The 26,737-nt window shown below is 62.0% G+C and carries 22 protein-coding genes; 9 read left to right on the forward strand and 13 right to left on the reverse strand.

The genetic code is table 11. From position 1 onward, the window contains the following. Positions 1-180 precede the first annotated feature (180 nt). From R8871_RS25740 to R8871_RS25750, 3 genes are all read left to right on the forward strand, one after another. A complete protein-coding gene (locus tag R8871_RS25740; RefSeq protein WP_175052987.1) occupies positions 181-795 on the forward strand; it encodes a hypothetical protein in 615 nt (204 codons plus the stop codon). 480 nt (positions 796-1,275) lie between these two features. Next, positions 1,276-1,956, forward strand: a complete 681-nt coding sequence (locus R8871_RS25745) for a PspA/IM30 family protein (protein ID WP_097392886.1) — start codon at positions 1,276-1,278, stop codon at positions 1,954-1,956. Between the two features lie 85 nt (positions 1,957-2,041). Then, a complete protein-coding gene (locus R8871_RS25750; protein WP_175052988.1) occupies positions 2,042-3,232 on the forward strand; it encodes a tetratricopeptide repeat protein in 1,191 nt (396 codons plus the stop codon). Positions 3,233-3,335: 103 nt separating this feature from the next. Here R8871_RS25750 and R8871_RS25755 read toward each other — a convergent pair whose 3' ends face one another. Beyond that, positions 3,336-4,007 (reverse strand): TetR family transcriptional regulator, encoded by a 672-nt coding sequence (locus R8871_RS25755; RefSeq protein WP_175052989.1) that lies wholly within the window; start codon positions 4,005-4,007, stop codon positions 3,336-3,338. A 146-nt stretch (positions 4,008-4,153) separates the two neighbouring features. Here R8871_RS25755 and R8871_RS25760 point away from each other — a divergent pair, with 146 nt between their 5' ends. From R8871_RS25760 to R8871_RS25770, 3 genes are all read left to right on the forward strand, one after another. Next, positions 4,154-5,644: a flavin-containing monooxygenase gene (locus R8871_RS25760; protein WP_175052990.1), complete on the forward strand. Its 1,491-nt coding sequence runs from the start codon at positions 4,154-4,156 to the stop codon at positions 5,642-5,644. 100 nt (positions 5,645-5,744) lie between these two features. Next, entirely contained in the window at positions 5,745-6,734 is a 990-nt protein-coding gene (locus R8871_RS25765) for an alpha/beta fold hydrolase (RefSeq protein WP_175052991.1), read from the forward strand. A gap of 521 nt (positions 6,735-7,255) precedes the next feature. Beyond that, positions 7,256-8,659 carry a methyl-accepting chemotaxis protein gene (locus tag R8871_RS25770; protein WP_175052992.1) on the forward strand — a complete coding sequence of 468 codons (1,404 nt, stop codon included), beginning with the start codon at positions 7,256-7,258 and terminating at the stop codon, positions 8,657-8,659. Between the two features lie 917 nt (positions 8,660-9,576). Here R8871_RS25770 and R8871_RS25775 read toward each other — a convergent pair. From R8871_RS25775 to R8871_RS25790, 4 genes are all read right to left on the reverse strand, one after another. Beyond that, positions 9,577-10,395, reverse strand: a complete 819-nt coding sequence (locus R8871_RS25775) for an ABC transporter permease subunit (RefSeq protein WP_175053223.1) — start codon at positions 10,393-10,395, stop codon at positions 9,577-9,579. Further along, a complete protein-coding gene (locus R8871_RS25780; protein WP_175052993.1) occupies positions 10,395-11,324 on the reverse strand; it encodes an ABC transporter permease subunit in 930 nt (309 codons plus the stop codon). The genes R8871_RS25775 and R8871_RS25780 overlap by 1 nt, the downstream gene beginning before the upstream one ends. Then, positions 11,321-12,487: an ABC transporter ATP-binding protein gene (locus R8871_RS25785; protein ID WP_175052994.1), complete on the reverse strand. Its 1,167-nt coding sequence runs from the start codon at positions 12,485-12,487 to the stop codon at positions 11,321-11,323. The genes R8871_RS25780 and R8871_RS25785 overlap by 4 nt, the downstream gene beginning before the upstream one ends. Before the next feature lie 92 nt (positions 12,488-12,579). Beyond that, positions 12,580-13,680 (reverse strand): polyamine ABC transporter substrate-binding protein, encoded by a 1,101-nt coding sequence (locus R8871_RS25790; RefSeq protein WP_175052995.1) that lies wholly within the window; start codon positions 13,678-13,680, stop codon positions 12,580-12,582. Between the two features lie 526 nt (positions 13,681-14,206). On the opposite strand from R8871_RS25790, the gene R8871_RS25795 reads away from it, so the two are divergent. Both R8871_RS25795 and R8871_RS25800 read left to right on the forward strand, forming a co-directional pair. Beyond that, positions 14,207-15,511, forward strand: a complete 1,305-nt coding sequence (locus tag R8871_RS25795) for an Nramp family divalent metal transporter (protein WP_175052996.1) — start codon at positions 14,207-14,209, stop codon at positions 15,509-15,511. 305 nt (positions 15,512-15,816) lie between these two features. After that, complete coding sequence (locus R8871_RS25800; RefSeq protein WP_028199276.1) at positions 15,817-16,020, forward strand: DUF1289 domain-containing protein; 204 nt, start codon at positions 15,817-15,819, stop codon at positions 16,018-16,020. 138 nt (positions 16,021-16,158) lie between these two features. Here the strand turns inward: R8871_RS25800 and R8871_RS25805 are convergent, their stop codons facing one another. From R8871_RS25805 to R8871_RS25820, 4 genes are all read right to left on the reverse strand, one after another. Then, positions 16,159-16,806: an OmpW/AlkL family protein gene (locus R8871_RS25805; protein ID WP_407673211.1), complete on the reverse strand. Its 648-nt coding sequence runs from the start codon at positions 16,804-16,806 to the stop codon at positions 16,159-16,161. A gap of 78 nt (positions 16,807-16,884) precedes the next feature. Continuing rightward, positions 16,885-18,075, reverse strand: a complete 1,191-nt coding sequence (locus R8871_RS25810) for an NAD(P)H-dependent flavin oxidoreductase (protein WP_175052998.1) — start codon at positions 18,073-18,075, stop codon at positions 16,885-16,887. A gap of 250 nt (positions 18,076-18,325) precedes the next feature. Next, complete coding sequence (locus R8871_RS25815) at positions 18,326-19,918, reverse strand: ABC-F family ATPase (protein WP_175052999.1); 1,593 nt, start codon at positions 19,916-19,918, stop codon at positions 18,326-18,328. 146 nt (positions 19,919-20,064) lie between these two features. Continuing rightward, positions 20,065-21,012, reverse strand: coding sequence for an NAD(P)-dependent oxidoreductase (locus R8871_RS25820; protein WP_246287717.1), 948 nt, complete (start codon positions 21,010-21,012; stop codon positions 20,065-20,067). A gap of 200 nt (positions 21,013-21,212) precedes the next feature. Between R8871_RS25820 and R8871_RS25825 the strand changes: the two genes are divergently transcribed. Further along, positions 21,213-21,419: a dodecin gene (locus R8871_RS25825; protein WP_054035325.1), complete on the forward strand. Its 207-nt coding sequence runs from the start codon at positions 21,213-21,215 to the stop codon at positions 21,417-21,419. Between the two features lie 207 nt (positions 21,420-21,626). Here R8871_RS25825 and R8871_RS25830 read toward each other — a convergent pair whose 3' ends face one another. From R8871_RS25830 to R8871_RS25845, 4 genes are all read right to left on the reverse strand, one after another. Continuing rightward, entirely contained in the window at positions 21,627-22,721 is a 1,095-nt protein-coding gene (locus R8871_RS25830) for a BMP family ABC transporter substrate-binding protein (protein WP_175053001.1), read from the reverse strand. Between the two features lie 67 nt (positions 22,722-22,788). Continuing rightward, positions 22,789-23,718 carry an ABC transporter permease gene (locus R8871_RS25835; protein ID WP_175053002.1) on the reverse strand — a complete coding sequence of 310 codons (930 nt, stop codon included), beginning with the start codon at positions 23,716-23,718 and terminating at the stop codon, positions 22,789-22,791. 18 nt (positions 23,719-23,736) lie between these two features. Continuing rightward, on the reverse strand, positions 23,737-24,843 hold the full coding sequence (locus tag R8871_RS25840; RefSeq protein WP_175053003.1) for an ABC transporter permease: 1,107 nt from the start codon (positions 24,841-24,843) through the stop codon (positions 23,737-23,739). Between the two features lie 90 nt (positions 24,844-24,933). Beyond that, complete coding sequence (locus R8871_RS25845; RefSeq protein WP_175053004.1) at positions 24,934-26,535, reverse strand: ABC transporter ATP-binding protein; 1,602 nt, start codon at positions 26,533-26,535, stop codon at positions 24,934-24,936. Positions 26,536-26,737: the final 202 nt, after the last annotated feature.

A 26,737-nucleotide genomic window follows, 5' to 3' on the forward strand; every position in this document is an offset into this window, starting at 1 on the left:
CAAGCTCGCCGCAAACGCTACAACCCGTTGATGTCACGGGATTTTCATGTCGCGCCCGTTCCGCATCGGTGCAACTCGTCATATGATGGACTCGGCGCGGGAGTCGTTACCGATACGCGCGACGGCGTACGCCAGATTCACGCCTTGATTCGCCAATGCCAACAAGTATGCGAGCCGACCATGAACAAGCCCAGCGAACGCATCGTCGTATTCGTCACGACCGCACAGAAACGCGCGATTGCCGCCACCGCCGAGAACCTGGGCATTAGCGTCAGCGAACTGATGCGGCGCGCGGTGTTGAGCTTCGGCGCGACCAGCGAACAGGTGAAAGCGGCCAGCATCGTCGACCGGCTGCGTGCGCCGCGCGCGCCGGACGCGCTCGACGCGGCGCTGCAGCGCGTCGCGCGCGGCACGCGCCACGCACGGGCAGCGCTCCCCGAGGCATTGCAGACTCACGCTGACAACGAATCCGCTGCGCCGGCGGAAAGCGCGGCGACATCGAACGCGGATGAATTGTTGGGCACAGCCGCAGGCGCGGGCCCGGCACCGTTGCTGCCGGCCGGCGTATTGGCCGCCCTGACCGCCACTGCCGAGGAACTGGAAGCCGCCGCGGCAGCCGAAGCCGTGGCACGCGTCGCCGCGGCCGAAGCGGCGTCCATTGCCGGCTCGGCGCAGAAACCGGGCGACGTCGACACGCCTTTGCGCAACGTGCTCAAACGCCCTCGTCTCGACCCCAAGCGCGACGAAGACGATCCGCAAAGCGACCCGAGCACGGAAGGCGGCCGCTTCGCCTGAATCGGAGGGGGCGCCGTCGAGCGCCCCGACACGCCCTGACGCGCCCCGACCCGCCACGCATCGATGCGCTGTTGATGCGCAGGCACGCCGTCCGCGCATCACGCCTGTTCACATCCGCGACACCCGCTGCGCGGACACTCCGGGTGCCGATGCACGCCGCGCGGATGCCTGTCGCACAGATGTCCGCTGCGCACAAGTTGGCGATTATGTCATCGTGCCCTTTAAGGCGGTTTTAAGAGAATGCGTGGTGTAATATCCGCGAACGGCTGAATAAGCCAACGCGCGTTTTAACCAGTGAGGCTGTTGGCCATTTGTTTTCAAAACGTAAATTTGCGGCGCCGCTATTGCAATTGGCGAGTGTGCCCCGAACTCCGGTCCGAACGTTGCGCAGCTTCTCGCGCAGCGGCGTAAAGTAGCATTTGAAAGCAGTTAAAGCGCGTGGGAATTATTCAGCGCCGATTTCATTCTTTGGAGGTTTTCATGTCGCTTTTTGACAGCATTTCGCGCACGCTTAAAGGTCTCCTGAACGACGCAGCCGATTCCGTGCAGGACCCGTCGCGCGATTCGCGCCAGATCGTGCGAGAACTCGACGAGAGCATCGCTAAAGCCGAGAACTCGCTGATCGAGATTCAGGCACAAGTCGCCACGCAGCAAAGCAAGCGCGATGTCGCCGCCGACAAGGCGAAGAAGTATGAAGACGGCGCGAAGCGCGCGCTGCAATCGGGCGACGAAGCGCTCGCACGCGAAGCCCTCGGCGCACAAGCCACGGCCGAAGCTGAACGCGATGCGCTGGCGAGAGAACTGACCACGCTGGAGCCGTCGGTTGCCCAGTTGAAAAGTCAGATCGACGACATGCGTGGCCGCCGTAACGACCTGAACGCGCGCTCGAACATTCTGCAAGCCAAGCAGCAGATCGCTCAGGCCAAAGACGTTGCCGCTACTGCGTTGGGTGGTATCGGCGGCAAGAATCTGTCCGAGGATTTCCAGAAACTGGAAGACAAGGTCGCGTTGTCGAATGCTCGTTCCGACGCGCGCCTGAATTCGGCCGACGTGAAAACCGGCAAGGCGCTCGATGACAAGCTCGCGGATCTGAACCGCGGCCCGTCAGTCGAAGATCGTCTCGAAGCATTGAAGAAGCAGATCAACACGCCGGCTCAGTAATTGCGTCAGCAGTGCATACCGGCTGCCATCAATAGCGCAGCCGGAATCGACTGAAGGAGACGGGTGCATCGCACCCGGTCCGTAAATGAAAAAATTTCTCGCAAGCGCATTCGCCTCACTGCTGTTCGTATCGGCCGCGGCGTTCGCCGTGCCGACGGTCCAGCAGATCGAATCCGCCATGTCACAAGGCAACTGGCAGCAGGCCGATGCCGGTTTGAGCGAAGTGCTGCAGGCGCATCCGAACAATGCGCGCGCGCGCTATCTGTACAGCCAGGTGCTCGATCGCGAAGGCCGTTATGCCGACGCACTCGCCCAGGTGCAACAGGCCAAGACGCTCGACCCGCAAATCCGCTTCACCGACCCGACCCGTTTCGCGCAAACCGAAGCGCGCATCCGCAAGGACGCTGAACGTGCCGGTGGCGCCGGCGGCAACACCACGAGCCGCGCAGCCAACCCGTTCGTGCAGCAGAATTCGCCGGCCGTGCAGCAGCAGTCGGCAATCGTGCCGCAAGCGCCGCAACGGCATGGCCCTGGCATCGGCATGTGGGTCGGCATCATTCTCCTGATCGGCGTGATCGCGCTGGTGTTGCGCTGGACTCTGCGCCGCGCCCGCACGCAAGACGATTCGCGCGCCGACGACGATCGTCGCGTGCAGCTCAAGCGCGCAACCGAAATGCTCAACGCGGTGCGCTCGTTGAAGCTCGACGTGAAGCTCTCCACGGTGCAAGGTCATGAGGCGCTAGAGAAGGAAGTCGAATCGACCGAAGACCAGTTGCGCGGTCTCGTCGAAATGCTGTCGAACAGCAAGAATCCGGTGCCGCCGTATCAGCTCGACGAACTGGAGCAGCGCATCGGCAGCCTGCGCGCCCGCGCCGAGGGGCGGCCCGATCCGTATGCCGCGCCAGCCGCCGGCACGCAGCAGTCACCTTATGCTCAGGAGGCCGAGCGTTTCGGCAACCCGCCGCAGCCGTATCCGCAACAAGGACCGTATCAGCAGCAGCCGCAGGTCATCGTGCAGCAAGGTGGTGGCGGCTTCGGCGGCGGCATGGGCGGGCTGCTGACCGGTGTGCTGCTCGGCGAGGCGTTGAATTCCGGGCGTGAACGCGTCGTGGAACGTGACGTGATCGTCGACGACGAAACGCGTCGCCGCGGCGGCGATAGCGGCAATGGCGGCGGCCTCGACTTCGGCCAGGGCTCGAACGACTGGAACGACAACAACGGCGGTGGCGTCGACATGGGCAGCAACGACGATTCCGGCGGCTGGAGCGATACCTGAGAAACACCGGGCTGCGTGAGATGCAGTCAGTCAAACGTGAATCGATCAAGCTGCAATGAAAACAGGCTCCTGCACGGAGCCTGTTTTTTTATGTCGATTCCATTTATGCCCGGACTGGCTCATGCTGCGCCAGCAACACCGACCCCGCGAACAGCCGGACGATGAAACGCTCCGCATATCCGACCAGCGCGTCCCGGCGCGCGGCATTTCCGTCGATGTACTCCGCTGAAAGATGAAACAGCTGCAGCACGATCTGCGTGCAGACTTCGTCGACGGCTGCGCGGGCGAGCGTCGGCATCAGCTCCAGTTGCACGACGTCGTCCGCCATTTCCGCCGACACCTCATGGAGGTTTGCCCGCACCGCTTCGCGCAGCGCCGGCGACGTGCCGTGATACTCGGCCAGCGCGCTCAGAAACGCCTCCCGATTCTCCAGCGCAAACGCGAAGAACGCCATGCACGCGCGACGCGGCACGCTCTGCGCCCCGTCTTGCGCGGCCAGCCAGCGCTCGCGCCGCAGCATCGGCCGTAAGCGGCGGCTTACCGATTCGACCGCCTCGCGCGCCAATTCGTCGAGCGTGTCGAAATGGCGGTAGAACGTGTTGGGATTCAACCCTGCCTCGCGCGCCAGTTCACGCAGACCGAGGCTTGCAAAGCTGCGCCCGCCCGCAGTCAGACGCAACGCGGCTTCGATCAGCTTGCGCTTGCCGGGCGGGAGATCCTGCCCAGCAACTGAGTCATGGTCAGCGGCGAGCGCCGCTTCGGGTAAGGGTTTCATGAGCTTTCAGTCGGAGCGCGGCTCGCGCGTTTAATAGTCGTACTCTAAACGATCTTGACGCGAAGTGTACAGTTGTCTACCCTGCGATCTATATGTCTGTAGACATATGTAGACACCCGAGTTTTACCCACCGCCGGAGACCCGCCTTGACGCCTGCTTCAACTGCTCAACCTGCCGCGCCGCGCATCGCTATTGTCGGCAGCGGGTTTGCGGGCATCGGCATGGCGATCCGACTTCAGCAGATGGGCATCACGTCGTTCACGATTTACGAGGCGGCCGGCGATGTTGGCGGCACGTGGCGCGACAACACTTATCCCGGCGCGGCCTGCGATGTGCCGTCTCATCTGTATTCGTTTTCGTTCGAGCCGAACCCGGCGTGGTCGCGTGCGTTCGGCAGCCAGGCGGAGATCTTCGCTTACCTCAAGCATTGCGTGCGCAAATACGGTGTCGATCGTTATGTGCGTTGCAATGCGCGCGTGGCCTCGGCGCGTTTCGACGAAGCGCGGCAGGTATGGCAGGTCGAGATCGATTCGAACGGTACGCGCGAAAGCGTCGAGGCCGATGTCGTGATCGCCGCGAGCGGCCCGCTATCGCGGCCGGCCATGCCGCACATCGCCGGGCTCGAGCGTTTCGAAGGCAAGCTGTTTCATTCCGCGCGCTGGGACCACGACTATCCGCTCGAAGGCAAGCGTGTAGCGGTAATCGGCACGGGTGCCAGCGCAATCCAGTTCGTGCCGCAAATCCAGCCGCGCGTCGCGCAACTCGAACTCTTCCAGCGCACCGCACCGTGGATCATGCCCAAGCCCAACAAGCCGGTCGGCCCGCGCGCGCATTGGCTGTTCCGCCATCTGCCGTTCACGCAGCGCTTCGTGCGCAACGCGATCTACTGGCAGCTCGAATCGCGTGCAATTGCATTCGTCGTCAATCCAAAGCTGATGAAGGTGCCCATGAAGTTCGCCATGAGCTACCTCGAACGGCGCGTGAAGGACCCGGCGCTGCGTGCCAGGCTGACGCCGAACTACCGGCTCGGCTGCAAGCGCGTGCTGCTGTCGAGCGATTACTATCCGGCGCTCAACCAGCCGAATGTCGACCTGGTGACGACCGGCATCCGCGAAATCGTCTCCGACGGAATCGTCACTGACGACGGCGCGCATCACCCGGCCGATACGATCATCTGCGGTACCGGCTTTCAGATCAACGATGTGGGCGCACCGTTCGACGTGACCGGTCTCAACGGCGCGGATCTTGGCGCGATGTGGCTGCGCGATGGACCGGAGGCCTACCTCGGCACCAGCATCGCCGATTTCCCGAACTTCTTCATGATCATCGGTCCGAACACCGGGCTCGGTCACAACTCGATCATCTACATGATTGAATCGCAAGTGCAGTACATCGCCGACTGCCTGCGCGTATTGCGCCGACGCAAAGCCCGCACGATGAACCTGCGGCCGGACGTCCAGCGCGATTTCAACGCGCGTCTGCAGAAAGAGATGCAGCACTCCGTGTGGGCCAGTGGCTGTCATAGCTACTATCAGACGAAGAGCGGCAAGGTCACGACGCAGTGGCCGGGCTTCACATTCAGCTTTCGCAAACGCACGCGGCGCGTGCGGCCGCGGGATTACCGCTTCGCGCCTTGATATGCCTTGATATGCCCTGAGGCGGCATGCGGCGGCTGAGGGGCTGCTCGCAATGGGGAAGCGGAGGCGCTCGAATTCAAACTAAAGGGAGACAACAACCATGGCAAGCATCGAATCCGCAACGCCCGCATCCACAGAGCCGCTGCGCCCCCGCTCACTCGCCGCGCGCCTCGGCATCACCAGCGTACCGCGCACCGAATTGCAGCGGCGCTACACGCAAAGCGGCTCCAGGTTCGTCAAGATCATGGGTGCCGACGTGCATTACGTCGACGAAGGCAGCGGCGACACGATCGTGATGATTCACGGTTTCGCGTCTTCATTGCACACGTGGAATCGTGTGGCCGACGAACTCAAGCGCGAGCATCGCGTGATCCGTCTCGATCTCCCGCCATTCGGCGTGACTGGACCGCTGCGCTCGAACTCCGGCGAAATCGAAACGATGAATCTGCCGACCTACCGGCGATTTATCGATACGTTCATGCAGGCACTCGGCATCTCGCGCGCGACGCTGATCGGCAACTCGCTCGGCGGCCTGATTTCGTGGGATTACGCAGTACGTCATCGCGAGGCGGTCGAAAAGCTCATACTGATCGACTCGGCCGGATTCCCGATGAAGCTGCCGATTTACATCGGCCTCTTCAATAGCGCGTTGGTACGGGTCAGTTCGCCGTGGTGGCTGCCGGAAGTCATTATCAAGAGCGCGGTGCGCAACGTGTATGGCGATCCGCGCAAGATCGATGCGGTCACACTGCGGCGTTACGTCGAGTTCTTCCACGGCGAAGGCACGCGCACGGCCATCGGCAAGATGGTGCCGACGCTCGACTTCAAGGACGTCGATACCGACGTGCTGAAGACGCTAAAGATACCGTCGCTGGTGCTGTGGGGAGCGAAGGATCGCTGGATTCCGCCTGCGCATGCGGCCGAATTCGCGAGCCGCATTCCTGGCGCCAAATCCGTGATGTACCCCGGACTCGGCCACATTCCGATGGAAGAAGCCCCTGAGCGCGTGATGACCGACCTGCGCGCGTTTCTCGGCACGAACGGCGCGACTGCTTCAGGCGCTGACGGCGTGCGCTACGCGCCGGTCTGACCCTTCCTGGCTGTACGATGCGACGGTCGTACCATCGCATCGTACGGCGGTCCCGCCGATTCACCCATCCAACCGCATCCAGGCGCGCATCGCCGCGCTGTTGACGCTCCCCACGACACACGACGTAGCGCTTTCAACCACCTCCGAGCAGCCGCAGCAGTCCCCAGAGAAACTTGCAGAGCATTACGATCAGCTCCCACAGGTGGTAGAGCTGCTGCCAGCCTGAGACGCGTGCGAAGGAGTCGATCATGGTCCGCTGATGAGTGGGAGGGCTGTGAGACATGGCAGGCATAGCCGCTTGCGGCTTGCGGGGCCACGCCGCTCTCCGGCCTGGTGTCGCACGCGTGCTGCGCACCGGGCCGTGCCAGCGCCCTGCCGGATCTCACATCATAACGACCGCGGGATACCCCGTATCAAGTTGTTTGCAAGTTTGCCGTCAATACCTCGGGAAGACGCGGCATCCGTGCTGGATGAGCGCACGAATCGACTCAGCAAACCGCGCCATCAAGGAGAACACGACCATGACGCGCTTCAGCTTCCGCCGGGCTGTCCGTTCGCAGACCGTGGTCGGTGACATTGCCGCCCATGCGGGCAAACTGGGCATTGAAATCTGCGACGTATCGGGTCACGTTGAAGAAGTGGCTGCGCGGGTGCAGCGCCAGGCGCAGGTATGCCGTGCGCTGCGCGAATCCGCGGCCGTCACGCTGGCGGGCAACCACCGCATCGCCGCAGCTGCGCGCGAAATGCGCAACGTGTCGGCTGAAGCCGCCACCGGCGTGCAGGCGTCGCAACAGACGCTCGAGGCGTCGCTCGCCGATATCCATGGGCTGGTGGAAGGCGTGACGGTGATCGAGAGCCAGATTGGCGCGCTGCGCAGCGCATTGGCCCATGTGAGCCGCGTCTCCGAGGAGATTTCGCTGATCGCCCGCCAGACGCATCTGCTGGCGCTGAACGCCGCGATTGAAGCCGCGCGCGCCGGCGACTCCGGCAAGAGTTTCGCGGTAGTGGCCGCCGAGGTGAAGAACCTCTCCGCGAAGACCGCGCAGGCGACCGGCCAGATCGAGACGACGCTCGCGCAACTCACCCAGCAGACCGAGCAGCTGATCAGCGAGGGCTCGGTGAACACGGCTCGTGCGCATCGGGTGCGCGAAGGCACTCGCAAGATCGGCGACGTCGTACATGCGACGGGCGATGCGATTACGCAGCTCAACGACGAGGCTGGACAGATCGCCGCGTTGACCGGCGAGATTGAAACGCAATGCAACGGGCTCGAGGCGCAGGTGCTGGAGATGGCGAGCGGCGTCGAAGACTCAAGCGAGAACTTCGTCCAGGCGAAGGACAGGCTGGGGAATCTGCTGAGCGTATCCGAGACGTTGATCGAGCTGACCGCGGCCACGGGGGTTGAGACGGCGGATACGCGGTTTATCGAGGCCGTGCAGCGGGCCGCGGCCGAGGTGAGTAAGGTATTCGAAGCCGCTGTTGCACGGGGCGAAGTGTCGATTGAGGATCTGTTCGATCAGCACTACGTGCCTGTTGCCGGGAGCAATCCGGCTCAGTTCATTACGCGGTTTACTGCTTTTACCGATCGGGTTTTGCCGGCTATTCAGGAGCCGTTACTCGGGCTTGATCCACGCGTGGCGTTTTGTGCTGCTGTTGATGTGCGCGGTTATCTGCCTACGCATAATCTGAAGTTTTCGTTGGCGCAGCGCGAGGATGTGGTCTGGAATATGGCGAATTGCCGGAATCGACGGATGTTCGATGATCGCACTGGGATTGCGGCTGCTTCGCATGTTAAGAAATTTTTGCTGCAGACGTATCGGCGCGATATGGGCGGTGGGCAGTTTGTTTTGATGAAAGATGCGTCGGCGCCCGTGTTTGTGGCCGGGCGGCATTGGGGTGGGGTTCGGGTTGGGTATAAGGTTTGAAGGTTTTTTCTTGCGTGGCGCTTTGTTTGGCCGTGTTCCTGGCTTTTGTGTCTTTCCTTGTTCTGGCTTTCGTGCCTTTCCTTGCATTGTTAGTGGTCTATTAGCGTTGCCCCTGTGCGGGGCGGCACTTACTTTCTTTGCCGCCGCAAAGAAAGATAAGCAAAGAAAGCGGCTCAAACCGCTAATGCTAAGTGGGAACCGTGGTCTGCTGCGGGTAGTGGTGCGACTGGAATCCGTGTTCTCGCACATTCGGCGTTAGTGACAAAGGACTCATCAGCTCCCACTTCGCACTGCGTGCGTCGCGGACGGGTCTGCATGGGAAACCGCCGGCTTCGGTTTTGGTTTGTGGGGCCGTCGGCTTCGCCTTGGCGACCCGCCTCTGCATTCAGACCGGAACGCCCTCTTTAAACGATATGTCGGTGTGCTGAATCACCGCCCCTCATCGCTTCACCCCGCCCCAATCCCAGCCACGGTCGCGTTCGCATCTCCGTTGGCGTTGGCGTTGGCGTTGGCGTTGCAATCAGAATCGAGATGGTGATGGCGGTGCAACGACGAGCCACGGCCCGATGGCGAGGCGTGAGCGCCAAAACGCAGCGATCGGATTTATGAACAGCTCTTCGGCGCGCGCAGCGCCGCCGGAAGTATGACGCCCTTGTCACTGGCGTATGCACACGCACGAACCCAGATTCCAGATGCACCACTACCTGTAGCAGACCAAGGTGCCCACTTAGCATTAGCGGTTTGAGCCGCTTTCTTTGCTTATCTTTCTTTGCGGCGGCAAAGAAAGTAAGTGCCGCCCCGCACAGGGGCAACGCTAATAGACCACTAACAAAACAAGGAAAGGCACCAAAGCCAGAACAAGGAAAGGCCAAATCCCCAGGAACACAACCAAACAAGCGCCCCGCAAGAAAACCCCTTTATGCCGCCATCACAGCCCTCTTCCTCTCAGCCCGCTGCATAAAATAATTCCCAAAAACAACCCCAACAGTAACCACAGCAATAAACAGCGTAGCCAACGCATTCATCTCAGGATTCAACCCAAGCCGAACGCGAGAAAAAACAACCAGCGGCAGCGTCGTAGACCCAGGCCCCGACAAAAACGCCGACAAAACCAGATCATCGATAGACAAGGTAAACGACAACAACCACCCGGAAATAAGCGCCTGCGAAATCAACGGCAACGTAATGAAGAAAAACACCTTCAGCGGCGTAGCCCCAAGATCCAGCGCAGCTTCCTCAAGCGAAGGATTCAACTCCTTCACCCGCGACTGCACGATGATGGCCACGTACGAAATACACAACATCACGTGCCCGATCCAGATCGTGAAAATACCGCGCCCGGCGGGCCACCCCAACCACTTGGCCATTTCGATGAACAGCAGCAGCAGCGAAATCCCCTGAATCACCTCGGGAATCACCAGCGGCGCATTGATCATCCCGGTGTAAAGGGTAAAACCGCGAAACCGCCCCATGCGGGCCAAAACGAATCCGGCCCACGTGCCGATAATCACCGAAGCAAACGCCGTCAGCAACGCCACCCGCAACGACAACCACGCCGCCGCGATCAACTCGTCGTCCTGTAACAACGCCGCGTACCAGCGCGTCGAAAACCGCGTCCACACCGTGACCAGTTGCGATTCGTTGAACGAATACACAACCAGACTCACGATCGGAACGTAGAGGAACAGAAAACCGATCCCCAAAGCAATGATCTGCAAAATCCGATTCGGCTTCATTAGCGCCTTTCCTCCATCGCCTTCGCCTGCGCGTACTGGAAAAACGCCATCGGCACCAGCAGCAACAACACCATCGCGCACGTCACGGCAGACGCCATCGGCCAATCGGCATTGTCAAAAAACTCATTCCACATCACGCGGCCAATCATCAGCGTGTTCGCGCCGCCGAGCAATTCCGGAATCACGTACTCGCCCACCGCCGGAATAAACACCAGCAAACACCCGGCAATAATGCCGTTCTTCGACAGCGGCAAGGTGATCTGCCAGAACGCCCGCCATGGCTTCGCACCGAGGTCGTAGGCAGCTTCCAGCAAGGTCATGTCCATCTTCACCAGATGCGCATACAACGGCATCACGAGGAACGGCAGGTACGAATACACCATGCCGATATAAACCGCGGTGTTCGTGTGATACAGCTCGATCGGCGTATGGATCAGCCCGGTCGACATCAGGAAGTTGTTCAGCAAGCCATTGTTCTTCAGGATTCCGATCCATGCATACACGCGAATCAGAAACGACGTCCAGAACGGCAGCATCACCGCCATCATCAACAGATTGCGGCTCGCCGGATTCGATCGCGCAATGTAATACGCCATCGGATAGCCGATCAGCAAACACAGCAACGTGGATACCGCAGCCACCACCACCGAATTCACATAGGTCGCGAAATAGAGGCTGTCGGTCAGCAGAAACGCATAGTGCGACAGGTCCAGCGCGACGTGAACCACACCATCGGTGTATTTGGCGAGTTCGGTATAAGGCGGAATGCCAAGCTGCAAGTCGGCAAAGCTGATCTTCACGACCAGCAGGAACGGCACGAGGAAAAACAGCAGCAGCCAGATGAACGGGCCGGCCACCACCGCGGTGCGGGCGGTCAGGTTGAAACGGCGCACCGGCCACGACGCGAAAGAACTGATCGAGCGCTTCATGACGTCAGCACCACGCCGGCCGATGCGCTCCAGCGCACATACACCTCATCGCCCCAGGTGGGCGGATCGATCTCGGTCAAGGCAAGGCTCGTCACGTTGGCGATTACCGTTTTGCCCGCGTCGAGTTTCACGTGGTACAGCGAATAGCCGCCCATGTAGGCGATATTCGTTACTACGCCCTTGCCCCAGTTGTATGCGCCCTCGGGCGGTTTGCGCGTGAGCGCGATGCGCTCGGGCCGCACGGAAATCGTCACCGGCATGCCGAGCGGCCCGGTAATGCCATGGCTCACGTATAGACGGACCGGCAAGTCGGGCGTTTCGATGAACACGTGATCGGGTTCGTCTTCGACGACGTTGCCGTCGAACAGATTGGTCGAACCGATGAACTCGGCCGAAAAACGGCTATTCGGGTATTCGTACACTTCGTGCGGCGTGCCGAGCTGGATGATCTCGCCTTCGCTCATCACGGCGAGGCGGTCCGCCATGGTCATGGCCTCTTCCTGGTCGTGCGTCACCATCATGCAGGTCACGCCGACCTTGTCGAGAATGTTGACCAGCTCGATCTGCGTACGCTGACGGATCTGTTTGTCGAGCGCGGACATCGGTTCGTCGAGCAACAGCAACTTCGGCCGCTTGACGAGCGAGCGCGCGAGCGCCACACGCTGCTGCTGACCGCCGGAGAGCTGGTGCGGCTTGCGCTTCGCAAACCGGCCCATCTGCACGAGATCGAGCGCGGTCTGCACGCGGTCTTTCAGTTCAGACTTCGGCACGCCTTCCTGCTTCAGGCCGAAGGCGACGTTGGCCTCGACCGTCATGTGTGGAAACAGTGCGTATGACTGGAACATCATGTTGACCGGCCGGCGATAAGGCGGCAATTGCGCGAGGTCTTCGCCATCGATCAGGATCTTGCCCGACGTGATCGATTCGAGGCCGGCCAGCATGCGCAACAAGGTCGACTTGCCACAACCGGAACTGCCGAGCAGCGCGAACAGTTCGCCCTTTTTCACCGACAGGTTGACCCCTTTGACCGCAGCGGTCTCGCCGAACTTCTTCACGATGTCGACGATCTGGACGAAATTCTCGGCTGCGTCGCCTGCTTCGGCGTTCAGGCCCGGGGACGGCACGGCGGCCCCTGCCAGCGCGCCCGACTGGTCACTACTCATCACAATGCTTTACTCCGGCGTTTGACGAACAAAGCCCCCGGTGGACACCGAGGGCTTCTTGATGATGCTTACGCGTTCACTCTGGCTGCGAATCAGCGGCCGGACTTGAATTCAGTCCACAGCCGCGTTTGCAGACGCTGGATTTCCGGCGGCAGCGGCTTCAGCAGGAACAGCGTCTTGATGACTTCGGGCGACGGGTACACGGCCGGATCGTTCGCCACGTCCTTGTCCACATACTTGCGCGCTTCGAGGTTGGCGCTCGGATAGTAGACGGCGTTGGTGATCGCGGCGTGAACCTGCGGCGTTTCGATGTAGTTGATCCACTCGAGCGCAGCGTCCTTGTTCTTCGCGTCCTTCGGAATCGCCATCACGTCGAACCACACCGGGGCGCCGCCCTTCGGAATGTAGTACTCGATCTTGTAGGCTTTCTTCGCCTCGACCGCGCGATGCTTGGCGATCACGACGTCGCCCGACCAGCCGTACGCGAAGCACACGTCGCCGCCGACCAGATCGTTGATGTAGCCCGACGAGTTGAACTGCGTGATGTACGGGCGGATCTTCTTCATCATCTCGAGCGCGGCGCGGTAGTCGGCCGGGTTCGTGCTCATCGGATCGCGGCCGATGTAGTGCAGCGCGGCGGCGAACATCTGGTCCGGTGCGTCGAGCACGGACACGCCGCAGGTCTTCAGCTTCGAGATGTTTTCCGGCTTGAAGAGGACGTCCCAGCTGTCGAGCGGCACGTTCTTGCCGAGGATCTGCTGCGCCTTGGTCACGTTGTAGCCGAGGCCGGTCGTGCCGTATGCCCAGGGTACCGTGTACTTGTTGCCCGGATCGGCGCCGGCCACGAGGGCCATCAGCGAGGGATCGAGGTACTTCAGGTTCGGCAGCTTCGATTTGTCGAGCGGCGCGAAGATGCCCGCAGCGATCTGCTTGCCGGCGTAGTTGCTGGTCGGCACGACGATGTCGTAGCCGGAGCTGCCGGTGAGGAGCTTGGCTTGCAGCGTGTCGTCGCTGTCGTAGTTGTCGTATTTGACCTGGACACCGGACTGCTTGGTGAAGTTCGGAATGGTGTCCTTGGCGATGTAATCGGACCAGTTATACACGTTGAGCTGCGTGTCTTTCGCAGCAGCCGTCAACCACGGTGTCGCGCACAGAACCAGTGCCGCCACTTGTCCCACTACCCGTCTTTTCATCCCGTTCTCCGATCCTGACCGGCCCGAGCCGGCTATCTTCAACCACGCCGCGGCACACCGCACGCGGCTCCCCTGAAAAAACCGAAAACTACCATTAATTATTGCGCGCACCAAAAAAAATGCCAGGCTGTCGCGCAAACGGTACAGCGCAAGCCGCGCCGCTACAAAATGGGCGCAATTTTAGCGGGTTATCGGCGCGTGTCTACCCGAAAAAAACACCAGTGGCAGCCCTGGTGTTATCTCTTTGTCAAGTTGCGGCGGCCGCACCCTGCCGGGTTCGCATCAAGGCGGCAGCCCGAGGCCGTTTTCCGTGAATCTTATGCCTTACAGCTAACCTCGATGCGAGCGTAAGCCACCCGCCGCGCCACGGTGCACAATAGCGCAGAGAGACCTGTAGACAGCGCGGCGCAAATCACGCGAGCGCGCGTCTTCGTCCCTTGGACCCTTGGCCTCGCCGCGTCGCGTGCCGGGTTCGCTGCGGGCACGTCACTTGCAAACGTGTGCAGCCTTAAACCTCCAGGCGTCGATGAACACGAATCCGTCCGCGTTGCGACCGAACCGCCGCCGGCGTCTGCCGGACGACGGGCCGGCACGCCCCGCGCACTGGTTTTCGTTCGTCGGAGCGGGAGCCCTGATCGCGGTCGGCTATATCGATCCGGGTAACTGGGCGACGGCGCTCGCCGCCGGCGCGGGTTACGGCTACCGGCTGCTGAGTATGGTGCTGCTGGCGAGCCTGATGGCGATGCTGCTGCAGTGGCTGTCGTCACGCCTGGGTGTCGTGACCGGGCGCGATCTTGCGCAGATCTGCCGCGAGCGCTCGAGCCGCCGCGTCACGCTGTTCCTGTGGCTGACCAGCGAGGTCGCGATCATTGCATGCGACGTTGCGGAGGTGGTCGGCAGCGCTGTCGCGTTGCAATTGCTACTGGGCGTTTCGCTGACGGTCGGCGTGCTGATGTCGGCGGTCTGCACGTTCGCCCTGCTGGCGCTCCAGCAGGCAGGCGGGCGTCGGCTCGAGGCGGTGATCGCCGCGCTGATCGGCTTTGTCGGCCTGTGCTTCGTCGTCGAACTGGCGCTGGCGCGGCCCGACTGGCACGCCGCGCTGGCAGGCAGCGCGCCGAGCCTCGACCTGCTGCGCAACGTAGGCATGGTGTGGCTGGCGGCGGGCATCGTCGGCGCGACGGTGATGCCGCATAACCTGTATCTGCACTCCGCGCTCGTCAAGCACCATGCGCCGGAGGGCAGCGACGCCCAGATCAAGGCCGCGTTGCAGGTCGTGAATCTGGACACTTTCGCCTCGCTGTCATTTGCCTTCGTCATAAACGCGGCGTTGCTGATCGTAGCTGCTGCAGTGTTCTATGCGAGCGGCCATCGCGACGTTACCGATCTCGCCGATGCCCACCGGCTGATCGCCCCGCTCCTCGGCACGCACTGGGCCGGCATCCTGTTCGCGGCGGCGCTGCTCGCGTGCGGCCTGAGCGCGACTGTCACAGGCACACTGGCCGGTCAGGCGGTGATGGAAGGATTTCTGCGTCTGCGCTTGCCGCGCTGGAAGCGCGCGCTGCTTACCCGGGCGCTGGCGATCGGCCCAGCTCTTCTCGCGGTCGCGCTGTTCGGCCAGCACGGCTCCAATCAACTGCTGGTGGCAAGCCAGGTGGTGCTGAGCCTGCAACTGCCGCTCGCGGTCGTGCCGCTGATCCGCTACACGTCGGACGCCAGCCTGATGCAGGGCTGGCACGTGCGCGGCGTGCCACTTTTACTGGCCTGGCTGTCGGCGGCGTTCATCGTCGTGCTCAACGGCGCGTTGTTGTGGCAGCTGACGTTCGGCGGATAAGGCAGGCTTGTTTGATCTCTTGTTTGACCTATTTGTGACCGAAGTGATTTTGTAAGCATTTTCCAGGCGTCTCGCCCAATACGGTGGCGCGAACGGTTGGCAATTCGTCTGCGCCAGCCAGCAGCACGAGTTAGCGCAAATCGTGTACGGCATAGCGCTGGCAGGTGGATTTCGAATCGGAGCGAATACGGCGGTGGATACTGCCAACCGTGCATGCATCTGTGCCGTGGCGAGCGCGACGCCGGGGCGCGATGGCCGCATCGGTTAACATAGCGGAACTTCGCTTCTCCGCCCCAAGGTTTCCGATGGCTTCGAATCTCCACGATCTTCCCGACAGCCCGTGCATCGGTGTCTGTTCCACGCTTTTTGACGAGGTCTGCAAAGGTTGCGGCCGCACCGCCACCGAAGTGTCCAACTGGGTATTCCTGAGCGACGAGGAAAAACGCGCGGTGTGGGTGCGCATCGAGCAGGACGGCACCGCGATGCGTTTCAAGAACGACAAGCTGTAACCGTCCACGCGTTGTATCCACCCGCATCGGCCCTCCTGCCGGAAAACCCCTCTCCCGAGTGGAATCGCGATTGCAATAAAAAACGCCGGACACTCCGGCGTTTTTTGCGTGACGAACGCAGATTCTCGAACGCGGCAATCAGAACCGCATACCGACACCCAAACCGACCACCACTGGGTCGATATTCAACCGGCCGAGCGACTGACCGCCGAGCGTGGCGTCGGTGTGCATCCAGATCTTCTTGATATCCGCGTTGACGAACAGTGACTTGGTCACCTGCACGTCCACACCTGCCTGCAGCGCAGGGCCGAAGCTATGGTTGGTGATCGAAATCGGCTGACCGCCTGCGTTCAAGCCGTTGTTATAGAACAACGTGTAGTTCAGACCCGCCCCAACGTACGGACGGATGCGCCCCGCGTGATTGAAGTGATATTGCAGCAGCAGCGTGGGCGGTAACACGTTCACACCGCCGAGATTACCGAGACTCGAAGTCAACTGATGACGCGACGTGCCGAGAATCAGCTCGACGCCGAGGTAATCACGGATCATGTAGGTCAGATCCAGCTCCGGCACGATGGCGTTGTTGACGCCCACATTGAGTGCCGACAGCGACTGGTTGGTCCCCACGTTCGGCATGATGCTGATTGCGCGCAGACGCACCAGTACGTCGCCTGCGTGAATGCCGTTCATCTGGTCGTCGCCGGCAGCCTGCGCCGGAGACGCCAATGCGCCCGCGCCTAGCAGGCACGCCGCGACGACAGCGGCCTTGATTCTGTTCCTGAGCAAGTGCTTCATGTGCTTCCCCGAGTGTTGTTTGCGTGCAGGGATTGTCGAAGTTCCTGTCAGGTTTCACGTTGACCCGTATCAACCCAGCGAGAACGCCCATCGACCTGCGACAGCGGGTCGCGTCGCACCGGTCAGGAGCAGTTCGATCAGGTCGTGGACGCTGCGGATGGCCGTGCCGAACGGCAAGGCTTCGCGGCCGCGAAAGAACAGACCGTTGGCCACATCGCCGCGCAATGCCGCCGCGAGTCGCGTGTCGATGCAGAAGTGGCCGAACTTCTCGACACCGTCGCGCCAGCCGCACACGCTGAGGCATTCGAGCGCAGTCGGACAGACGTGTTTGAGCGCGCCGATCTTCTCGCGGATTTTCGTTTCGTGACGTAGATAGCGCATCAGCCACGGCGTTTTCACGGCCCGCGCAGGCAACCCCGTCACGCTGACGAATTCGACGATGTCCTCAGGCGTCGCTTCGGCCAGTACGCGCTTGAAATTCGGATGCGCGTCGCCTTCTTCGGTCACGGCGAACGGCGTGCCGAGCTGCACGCCGCTGGCGCCGGCATTCAGCAACTCGCACACAGCTTCGTGACTGTTGATGCCGCCCGCGACGATCAAGGGCACGTCCCGGCGACGCAAACCCAATGACGTGAATACCGCATCGAGTTCCTCAAGCACACGCAAGAATTCGAAGCGCGGGTCGCGCATGTCAGCGAGATTGGTCACACCAAGATGGCCGCCTGCATGGGCCGGATGTTCGATCACGACGGCGTCAGGCAGACGGCCCTTTTTCATCCACTTTTTGAGCACCAGCGCTACGCCGCGGCTATCCGACAGAATGGGGATCAGCGCGATGTCGTGGCCTTGGGTCATATCCGGCAAATCGAGCGGTAAGCCGGCGCCCATGACAATGGCATCGGCGCCGTTTTCGCAGGCGACGCGGACGTACTCCGCCTGTGCGTTGACCGCTTTCATCACGTTGACGGCGATCATGCCGCGGCCTTCGCTGAGCGCCTGGGCAGCGTGGATTTCGCGCGCCAGCGCGGTGAGGTTCGCCTGTTCGAGCGTAGCCCGGTCGGGAGACTGCCGGCAACGTTCGATCAGATCGGGATGATGATGGCGCAGGTCGATGCTGGCGATGGTGCCGAGTGCGCCTTCGCGGGCGACGCTGCCGGCCAGCCGGTGGGCCGAGATACCGACGCCCATGCCGCCTTGCACGATTGGAAGCAGCGAGCGGCCACGGATAACGAGTGGTGGGAAAGAGTGAGAAGTATGCATTGACGACCCGATGGGTGGACTATCGAAACGGTGATCATCGATCGTCGGGCGCGGCTTGCGTTGCTTTGGGTCAATGAGGCTGTTTGCTGGTTTGTTTTTGCGACCGATTGGTTGATGTTGGTCACTTCACGGTGAGATTGATTGGTACGGACAGACAAACCAGACCCGGCATACCAGACGCCCACCATGAAAAAAGCCCGCTTCGAAGAAGCGGGCTTTTTCCTGCACTACACCGTGAAGCGGAAAGCGCTTACTGCACGCCCTGGCTCGTCAGGAACTCTTCATAGTTGCCGCCGAAGTCGTTCAGCGTGCCGTTGGTCTTCACTTCGATGATCCGGTTCGCCAACCCGCTCACAAACTCGCGGTCGTGCGACACGAAAATCAGCGTGCCGTCGTACTTGTCGAGCGCGATCTGCAGCGATTCGATCGACTCCATGTCCATGTGGTTGGTCGGCTCGTCCATCAGCAACACGTTGTGACGGCCCAGCATCAGCTTGCCCCAGATCATGCGGCCCTTCTCACCACCGGAGAGCACCTTGACCGACTTGCGGATGTCGTCGGCATTGAACAGCAGACGGCCGAGCGTGCCACGGACCATCTGCTCGTCGTCGCCTTCCTGACGGTAGCCGTCGATCCAGTCCATCAGCGTGACGTCGGCCGGAAACTCTTCATACGTATCCTGCGGCATGTAGCCGACGTTCGCGTTTTCCGCCCACTTCACCGTGCCGTGATCGAGCGTGAGCTTGCCGAGCAGCGAACGCAACAGCGTGGTCTTGCCCGCACCGTTCTCGCCAATGATGGCGATACGCTCGCCCGGTTGCACGCTGACGCTGAAATCGTTGAAGATCGAGCGCTCGTACTTCTTCGAGATCTTGTCCGCCACCACCGCGATGTTGTGCAGCTTCTTCTCGTATTCGAAGCGGATGAACGGATTTTGCCGCGACGACGGCTTGAATTCCTCGATCTTGATCTTGTCGATCATTTTCAGACGGCTGGTAGCCTGACGCGCCTTCGACTTGTTCGCCGAGAAGCGGCGCACGAAGTCCTGCAGGTCGGCGACGCGTTCCTTCGCCTTGGCGTTGGCGTTCTGCTGACGCTCGCGCGCCTGCGTGCTGGCCAGCATGTAGTCGTCGTAGTTGCCCGGATAGACCTTCAGCGTGCCGAAGTCCATGTCGGCCATGTGCGTGCAGACCTGGTTCAGGAAGTGACGATCGTGCGAGATGATGATCATCGTCGAGTTGTACTGGTTGAGGATGTCTTCCAGCCAACGGATCGAGTTGATGTCCAGGTTGTTGGTCGGTTCGTCCAGCAGCAGCACGTCCGGCTTCGAGAACAGCGCCTGCGCGAGCAGCACGCGCAGTTTCCAGCCCGGCGCGACATTGCTCATCGGGCCGTTGTGGTCTTCGATCGCGATGCCGATGCCGAGCAGCAGTTCGCCCGCGCGCGCTTCGGCGGTGTAGCCGTCGTACTCGGCGAACTTCGCTTCGAGTTCGGCGGCGTGCATGTAATCGTCGTCAGTCGCGTCGGGGTTCGCGTAGATCGCGTCGCGCTCGGTCATGGCGGCCCACATTTCGGCGTGGCCCATCATCACGACATCGAGCACGCGCACGTCTTCATATGCGAACTGATCCTGGCGCAGCTTACCGAGACGAATGTTCGGTTCGAGCATCACGTTGCCGGAGCTCGGTTCCAGATCGCTACCCAGGATCTTCATGAAGGTGGATTTACCGCAGCCGTTCGCACCAATCAGGCCATAGCGGTTCCCTCCTCCGAATTTGACCGAGATGTTCTCGAAGAGGGGCTTTGGCCCGAATTGCATGGTGATATTGGCGGTAGACAGCACGGCGCGTCCTTTAAGGTGATATCGGCGAACAACCCAATATTTTAGCAGGTTATCGCGAATCCAACCCACGCGGGGGCCGGGTTCGCGCGCTTTTACGCCGCCTTCACGCTGCTTTCACGCCCGGTTTGCGCCTCTCCGCCAGCCTTCTAGCCGCCGCGCGGCGTCTGCAAAACGTCGATGAAGGCCGACAGATCGGCCTCGCCCAGCCCCATCGCCGCACCGAGCCGCAATAGTTGCTGGACCGTCGATGAAACCGGCATCGGCGTGCCGGTCTCGTACGCCGTCGCGGCGACCGTGTCGATGTCTTTCTGGAACGTACGGAATGCGCCGATTGGCGCGAGGCCGCCTTGCGTCATGCGCGGCACGAAAATCTGCAGCAGCACCGAATCGGCCCAGCCGCCGGCGAGGCCTTCCGTCAGTTTGGAAGCGTCGATGCCGCTGCGTTGCGCGAGGCTCACCGCCTCGGCGATCGCCGCCAGGGTCGCGGTGACGATGGTCTGATTGCACAGCTTGGTGGTCTGCCCCGCACCGACTTCACCCATGTGCGTGACGCGGGCCGAATACGCACGGAGAACCGGCGTGACCGCCTCGACGTCTGCTGCGGCGCCGCCCGCCATGATCGCCAGCGTGCCCGCCGTCGCGCCCGCCACGCCGCCGGATACCGGCGCGTCGATCCAGCCGACGCCCGCGCTGCCTGCGCCTTCGGGCTTCCGCTCACCCGCGGCAGCGATCGGACCGTCCGCCGCAACTGCAGCGACCGCCGCTGCGCGCTGCGCGAACGCGCGCGTCGCGGCCGGCGGAATGCTCGAGTGATCGACAATCCAGCGCACGCGCCCCGCGGTATTGCCGCTCAGCAGTCCCTCAGCGCCGAACACCGTCTCTTCAACCGCCGCCGCATCCGCGACGCATAGCAGCACGGCCTCGCATCGCGAGGCCAGTTCGCGCGGCGTATCGACCACCTTGGCGCCGTCCGCCAGCAACGCTTCCGCCTTGGCTCGCGTGCGATTCCAGACATGCACGGTATGCCCCGCGCGCAGCAGATGCCGGATCATCGGCGCGCCCATCAGGCCGGGACCGCAAAAACCAATTTCCACTTTCAAGCCTCGTCGGGTTTCAGATTGAGTTGCGCAAACATCATAACGGCCTCGCCTCGCCGCGGCATATCGGGCACGCGATGTGCGGAATGACCTGCTCATCTGCGGGACATGGGGATATGGGGGACACGGAGGACGTCGACAGCAATCCATTGCCTATACTTTTTTTGCACACCAACGAAGGTCAAAGGAGGAAGTTCATGTCAGAACATGTTTACAAACAAATCGAACTGACCGGCTCATCGACCAAATCGATCGACGACGCAATCAGCACCGCGATTAAAAAAGCGTCGAAGACGCTGCGCAATCTGCACTGGTTCGAAGTGACGGAAACGCGGGGCCAGATCGAGAACGACAAGGTCGCCTACTGGCAGGTGACCATCAAGGTCGGCCTGCGCATCGACTAGCGCTTCGCCCGAAACATCTTCTACACATAATCTGAAGCAAAAAAAAAGCTGCGTCCGTACTGGACGCAGCGTCTTAAAGCAGCGGTTGCTGAGACCGCCGCCTGGTCGATCTTTAGCCGGTCATTCGTGACCCGGTCATTCGCGACCCGGTCATTCGTGACCCGGCCAACTTTGCGCGATTCGTTCTCGACGACCGCGCAAGCCGGATTACTTCGGCAGCGAGCCGTCCACGCCTTCCACGTACCAGTTCAGGCGTTGCAGCTCCGGATCGGTCAGCGTCTTGCCTGCCGGCACCTTCACCGCGCCGGACTGATCCTTGATCGGACCCGTGAACACGTCCCACTTGCCGCCGGCCAGTTCATCACGCTTCGCCGCCACCTGCTTCTGCGCGTCGGCAGGAATCGCCGACGTGTTCAGATCTTCAAGATTGACGGCTTTCTGCGGAATACCCCACCAAACCGGATCGTTCTTCCACTTGCCGTCCAGCACCTGCTGAATAGCCGAGTTGTAATACACGCCCCAGTGCGCGACCACCGAGCCGAGGTGCGCATCCGGACCGAACTTCTTCATGTCCGAATCCCAACCGAACGCATGAACGTGCTTTTCCGATGCGGTGGCGAGCGTCGCGCTCGAATCGGTGTTTTGCAGCAGCACGTCGGCGCCCTGGCCGATCAGCGTTTCAGCGGCCTGCTTTTCCTTGCCCGGATCGAACCAGCTATTGATCCAGATGACCTTGGTGTGGATCTTCGGATTCACCGAACGCGCGCCGAGCGTGTACGCGTTGATGTTGCGGATCACTTCAGGAATCGGCACCGATGCGACAAAGCCCAGCGTGTTGGTCTTCGTCACATAGCCCGCAGCGACGCCGGCCAGGTACGCGCCCTGGTACATGCGCACGTCATAGGTGCCGAAATTCGGCGCCTTCTTGTAGCCGGTTGCGTGCAGGAACACCGTGTCCGGGAAGTCCTTTGCGACCTTCAGTTCGAAGTCCTGGTAGCCGAAGCTCGAACCGATGATGATCTTGTTGCCCTTGTTCGCCAGATCGCGGAACACACGTTCCGAGTCGGCCGATTCCGGCACGTTCTCGATACGGGTGATCTTGATCTTGTTGCCGAACTTCGCTTCGGCTTCCTTCGAGCCCTGATCGTGCGCGAAGGTCCAGCCGGCGTCGCCCGGGTTGCCGAGGTAGACGAACGCGACGCCCGGTGCGTCGGCCGCTTGCGCGGTTTGCGCGAGCGGCGCGGCAAGCGCCAGGGAAGCCGCGCCCCATGCGAAGGCGGTCAGCAGATTTCTTCTCTTCATGTTTTCTCCTGTCGTGTCTGTCGATTGATTTGAAACGTGTGGTCGGTCATATGAAGCGACAAGCGTGTCATCCCGCCGAGAAAAACGGCTTGCCAAGCGACGCGGGCGCATTCAGACGAATGGTGTTCGGGTTGCGCGAAATCAGCACGAGCACGACGACAGTCGCGACGTACGGCAGCATCGCAAGAAACTGCGTCGGCACCGGCACGCCGACGGCCTGAGCGTAAAACTGCAGACCCGTCACGGCGCCGAACAGCAACGCGCCGATCAGCAGACGCCCCGGGCGCCATGTCGCGAACACCACCAGCGCGAGCGCGATCCAGCCGCGGCCCGACGTAAGCTGTTCCTGCCACAAGTGCAGGTTGACGATCGAGTAATAGCCGCCGGCGAGCCCCGCCATGCCGCCGCCGAAGGCCACCGCGCCATAACGCACGCCGACCACCGGAAAGCCGACCGAGTGCGCCACTTGCGGCGATTCACCGACCGAGCGCAGCACGAGGCCGGCGCGCGTGCGATACAGGAACCACCAGATCACTGCGAACATCAGGAACGCGAGGTAATCGAGCGGCGTGAGGCTGAAGAGCGCGGGTCCGAGCACCGGGATCTTCGAGAGACCCGGAATGGTCCACGTGTCGATCGTGGCGCGCACGGCCGCCGACGTGTACGGCTTGCCGACATAGGCCGACAGGCCAATGCCGAAGATCGTCAGCGAGAGGCCCGTAGCAACCTGGTTGGCGAGCATGGTCAGCGTGAGGAACGCGAATAGCAGCGACATCGCGAGCCCCGCGCCGATCGCGGCGACTACGCCGAGCCATGGGTTGCCGGTAATGGCGGTGACCGCGTAGCCGGTCACAGCGCCCATCAGCATCATGCCTTCGACGCCGAGGTTGAGCACACCCGACTTCTCAGTTACGAGTTCGCCCGCACCCGCGAACATCAGCGGGATCGCGGCGGTGACGGCGCTCGAGGTGAGCGCGCTGGCTTGTTGAATATCCATGGAGATCCGCCGGGAAAATCAGTGGGCCTGCGCGGCGGCGGAGCGCCGGCGCACGCGATAGTTCACGAACAGGTCGGCGCCCAGCAGGCAGAACAGCAGCAGCCCCTGAAACACGCCGGAGAGCGCCTGCGGCAATTGCATCGAGGTCTGCACCGCTTCGCCGCCGAGGTACAGCAGCGCCATCAGCAAGCTTGCGAGCACGATGCCGAGCGGATGCAGCCGTCCCACGAACACGACGATGATCGCGGTGAAGCCGTAGCCCGGCGACCATGTCGCCTGCAACTGGCCGATCGGACCGGCGATCTCGCCCATCCCGGCGAGGCCCGCCAGACCGCCGCTGATCAGCAGCGAGGTCCAGATGGTTTTCTTGTCGGAGAACCCGGCGTAGCGCGCAGCAAGCGGCGCGAGGCCGCCGACGTTCATCCGGTAGCCCGCGAAGCTCTTGCGCATGAAGAGCCACACGCACGGAATGGCGATCAGCGTGATGAACACGGATGCGTTCAACCGCGTGCCGCGCAGCCATTTCCAGTGCCAGTCGCCGGAAAAGGTCGGGTACAGCGCGTCGCCGCTGAACATCTCCGAGAGCGGGAAATTCATGCCCTGCGGATCGCGCCACGGGCCGCTCACCAGGTAGATAAGCAACTGCGTGGCCACATACGTGAGCATCAGGCTGACGAGAATCTCGTTGGTGTTGAAGCGGCTTTTCAGCAGCGCGGGAATCGCGGCCCATGCCATGCCGCCGAGCACGCCGGCGACCATCATGGTCGGCAGAATCCACCAGCCGGTGGCCTGATCGAAATAGATCGCGACACCGCTCGCGGCGATGCCGCCGAGCAGCATCTGCCCTTCGGCGCCAATGTTCCAGACGTTGGCGCGATAACCGATCGCGAGGCCAAGGCCGATCAGGCACAACGGCGAAGCCTTCAGCAGCAGTTCGGACCAGCCGTTCACACTGGAGAGCGGTTCGATGAAAAACGCGTGCATGGCTTCGAGCGGATCACGGCCGACCAGGCTGAAGATCAGGAAGCCGATCGCGAGCGTGAGCAACGCGGCGATCAGCGGCACGGCAAGCTGCATCGTGCGCGAGGGCGTCGTGCGTGCTTCGAGTCGATACGGAAGAATCATGGGAGCGTGTGTTTATGTGAGTGCTTGTATCTGGTTCTGGTGCCTGGGTGCTTTAGCGTCGATCAGCGATCCGATCGCGCATCGATCTGTTCAGGCATGCGCCGGCTGTTCCGCCGACGGCGCCGCGCCCTCGCGGTCGCCGAACAGACCCGCCATCCAGCGGCCGATTTCCTCGGCGTTGGTCGCCCCCGTGGCGCGCACCGGCGAGAGTCTGCCACCGGCCAGCACAGCGATGCGATCGCAGATGTCGAACAGCTCCTCCAGTTCTTCGGAGATCACCAGAATCGCCACGCCGCGAGCGGACAGGTCGAGCAACTGCTGACGAATGAACGCCGCCGCGCCGACGTCGACGCCCCAGGTCGGCTGCGCGACCACCAGCACCTTGGGCGCCTGCAGAATCTCGCGGCCCATGATGTATTTCTGCAGATTGCCGCCGGAGAGACTTTGCGCCAATGCTTCCGAGCCGCCGCAGCGCACGTCGAAGGCTTCGATACAACGCTTGGCGAAGGCGCGCATCGCGCCCGCCTTGATCCAGCCGGAATTCACCATCTGCTGACGATGCGCCGTAAGCAGCGCGTTTTCTGACAAGGTCATCGCCGGCACTGCACCGCGGCCCAAGCGCTCTTCCGGCACGAAACCAAAACCAAGCGCACGCCGGCCGCCTGCGCCGAGGCGCCCCGCCGCTTTACCGCAAATCGTGACCGCATCGGCACGTGTGCCGCGTTTTTCGCCCGAGAGCGCCGACAGCAATTCGGCCTGCCCGTTGCCCGACACACCCGCGATGCCGAATATCTCGCCCGCATGCACGCCGAACGACACGTTATTGAGCGACGTGCCGAACGGATCGTCGCTTTCCACCGACAACTGCTTTACGTCCAGCAACACCGCACCCGGCGTATGTTCACGGCGCGTGTAATCCGGCAGCGAATGGCCGACCATCAACTGCGCGAGCGACGCATGCGTTTCTTCTTTCGGCTTGACGTGACCGGTCACGCGGCCGCCGCGCATCACCGTGGCGGTGTCGCACAGCTCCTGGATCTCGTCGAGCTTGTGGCTGATGTAGAGGATGCTGCAGCCTTCCGCTGCGAGACGCCGAAGCGTCGCGAAGAGCTTGCGGACCGCTTGCGGCGTGAGCACCGAAGTCGGTTCGTCCATGATCAGAAGACGTGGGTTCTGCAGCAGGCAGCGCACGATTTCGACGCGTTGCCGCTCGCCCACCGTCAGGCTATGCACGTGACGTTGCGGGTCGATGTCGAGGCCGTAGTCGGCGGAGACTTCGCGGATGCGTTTCGAGAGCGTCTTCAGATCGAACGGTTCGTCGAGCGCAAGCGCGATGTTTTCGCCGACCGTGAGCGTCTCGAACAGCGAAAAATGCTGGAACACCATGCCGACGCCGAGCTTGCGCGCCGCCGCTGGGCTCGCGATCTCGACCGGCTGGCCTTCCCAGTGAATCTCACCGGCGTCGGGCCGCACCGCGCCGTAGATGATTTTCATCAGCGTGCTTTTGCCGGCGCCGTTTTCGCCGAGCACGGCATGGATTTCACCCGGCGCGACGATCAACGTGACGTCGTCGTTGGCACGTACGGCCGGATACTGTTTGGTGATGCCCTGAAGCATCAACCGGGGCGCCGCCTGTTCCGGCCTGTTTGCCGGCTGCGCGGCGGCGCCGTCGCTATAAGAAGAGTCGCTCATGTGATTCCGTAGTACGTCAGAGACTGCCGGTCGCAGCGCGTCCGCCCACCCTGTCAGCAGACGATCCGTCACCACAACCGGATGACAATACCTAAATCGACCGGCCCAGTCGAGCCGTCAAAATTCCCCGCAAACCCCCGTCGCAGCGTGCTCTGCGGGTATCCCACTCTTGACGTGGCTTTGTGTTCATATTAAAAGCCAT

The sequence above is a fragment of the Paraburkholderia sediminicola genome (assembly GCF_902859805.1).
In the GTDB taxonomy this organism is placed as follows: Bacteria; Pseudomonadota; Gammaproteobacteria; order Burkholderiales; family Burkholderiaceae; genus Paraburkholderia; species Paraburkholderia sediminicola.

Bases quoted from the DNA above. Each gene is read 5' to 3' on its own strand.
- R8871_RS25740 (WP_175052987.1), top strand. From the start codon at position 181: ATGAACAAGCCCAGCGAACGCATCGTCGTATTCGTCACGACCGCACAG.
- R8871_RS25745 (WP_097392886.1), top strand. From the start codon at position 1,276: ATGTCGCTTTTTGACAGCATTTCGCGCACGCTTAAAGGTCTCCTGAAC.
- R8871_RS25750 (WP_175052988.1), top strand. From the start codon at position 2,042: ATGAAAAAATTTCTCGCAAGCGCATTCGCCTCACTGCTGTTCGTATCG.
- R8871_RS25755 (WP_175052989.1), bottom strand. From the start codon at position 4,007: ATGAAACCCTTACCCGAAGCGGCGCTCGCCGCTGACCATGACTCAGTT.
- R8871_RS25765 (WP_175052991.1), top strand. From the start codon at position 5,745: ATGGCAAGCATCGAATCCGCAACGCCCGCATCCACAGAGCCGCTGCGC.
- R8871_RS25770 (WP_175052992.1), top strand. From the start codon at position 7,256: ATGACGCGCTTCAGCTTCCGCCGGGCTGTCCGTTCGCAGACCGTGGTC.
- R8871_RS25775 (WP_175053223.1), bottom strand. From the start codon at position 10,395: ATGAAGCCGAATCGGATTTTGCAGATCATTGCTTTGGGGATCGGTTTT.
- R8871_RS25780 (WP_175052993.1), bottom strand. From the start codon at position 11,324: ATGAAGCGCTCGATCAGTTCTTTCGCGTCGTGGCCGGTGCGCCGTTTC.
- R8871_RS25785 (WP_175052994.1), bottom strand. From the start codon at position 12,487: ATGAGTAGTGACCAGTCGGGCGCGCTGGCAGGGGCCGCCGTGCCGTCC.
- R8871_RS25790 (WP_175052995.1), bottom strand. From the start codon at position 13,680: ATGAAAAGACGGGTAGTGGGACAAGTGGCGGCACTGGTTCTGTGCGCG.
- R8871_RS25795 (WP_175052996.1), top strand. From the start codon at position 14,207: ATGAACACGAATCCGTCCGCGTTGCGACCGAACCGCCGCCGGCGTCTG.
- R8871_RS25800 (WP_028199276.1), top strand. From the start codon at position 15,817: ATGGCTTCGAATCTCCACGATCTTCCCGACAGCCCGTGCATCGGTGTC.
- R8871_RS25810 (WP_175052998.1), bottom strand. From the start codon at position 18,075: ATGCATACTTCTCACTCTTTCCCACCACTCGTTATCCGTGGCCGCTCG.
- R8871_RS25825 (WP_054035325.1), top strand. From the start codon at position 21,213: ATGTCAGAACATGTTTACAAACAAATCGAACTGACCGGCTCATCGACC.
- R8871_RS25830 (WP_175053001.1), bottom strand. From the start codon at position 22,721: ATGAAGAGAAGAAATCTGCTGACCGCCTTCGCATGGGGCGCGGCTTCC.
- R8871_RS25835 (WP_175053002.1), bottom strand. From the start codon at position 23,718: ATGGATATTCAACAAGCCAGCGCGCTCACCTCGAGCGCCGTCACCGCC.
- R8871_RS25840 (WP_175053003.1), bottom strand. From the start codon at position 24,843: ATGATTCTTCCGTATCGACTCGAAGCACGCACGACGCCCTCGCGCACG.
- R8871_RS25845 (WP_175053004.1), bottom strand. From the start codon at position 26,535: ATGAGCGACTCTTCTTATAGCGACGGCGCCGCCGCGCAGCCGGCAAAC.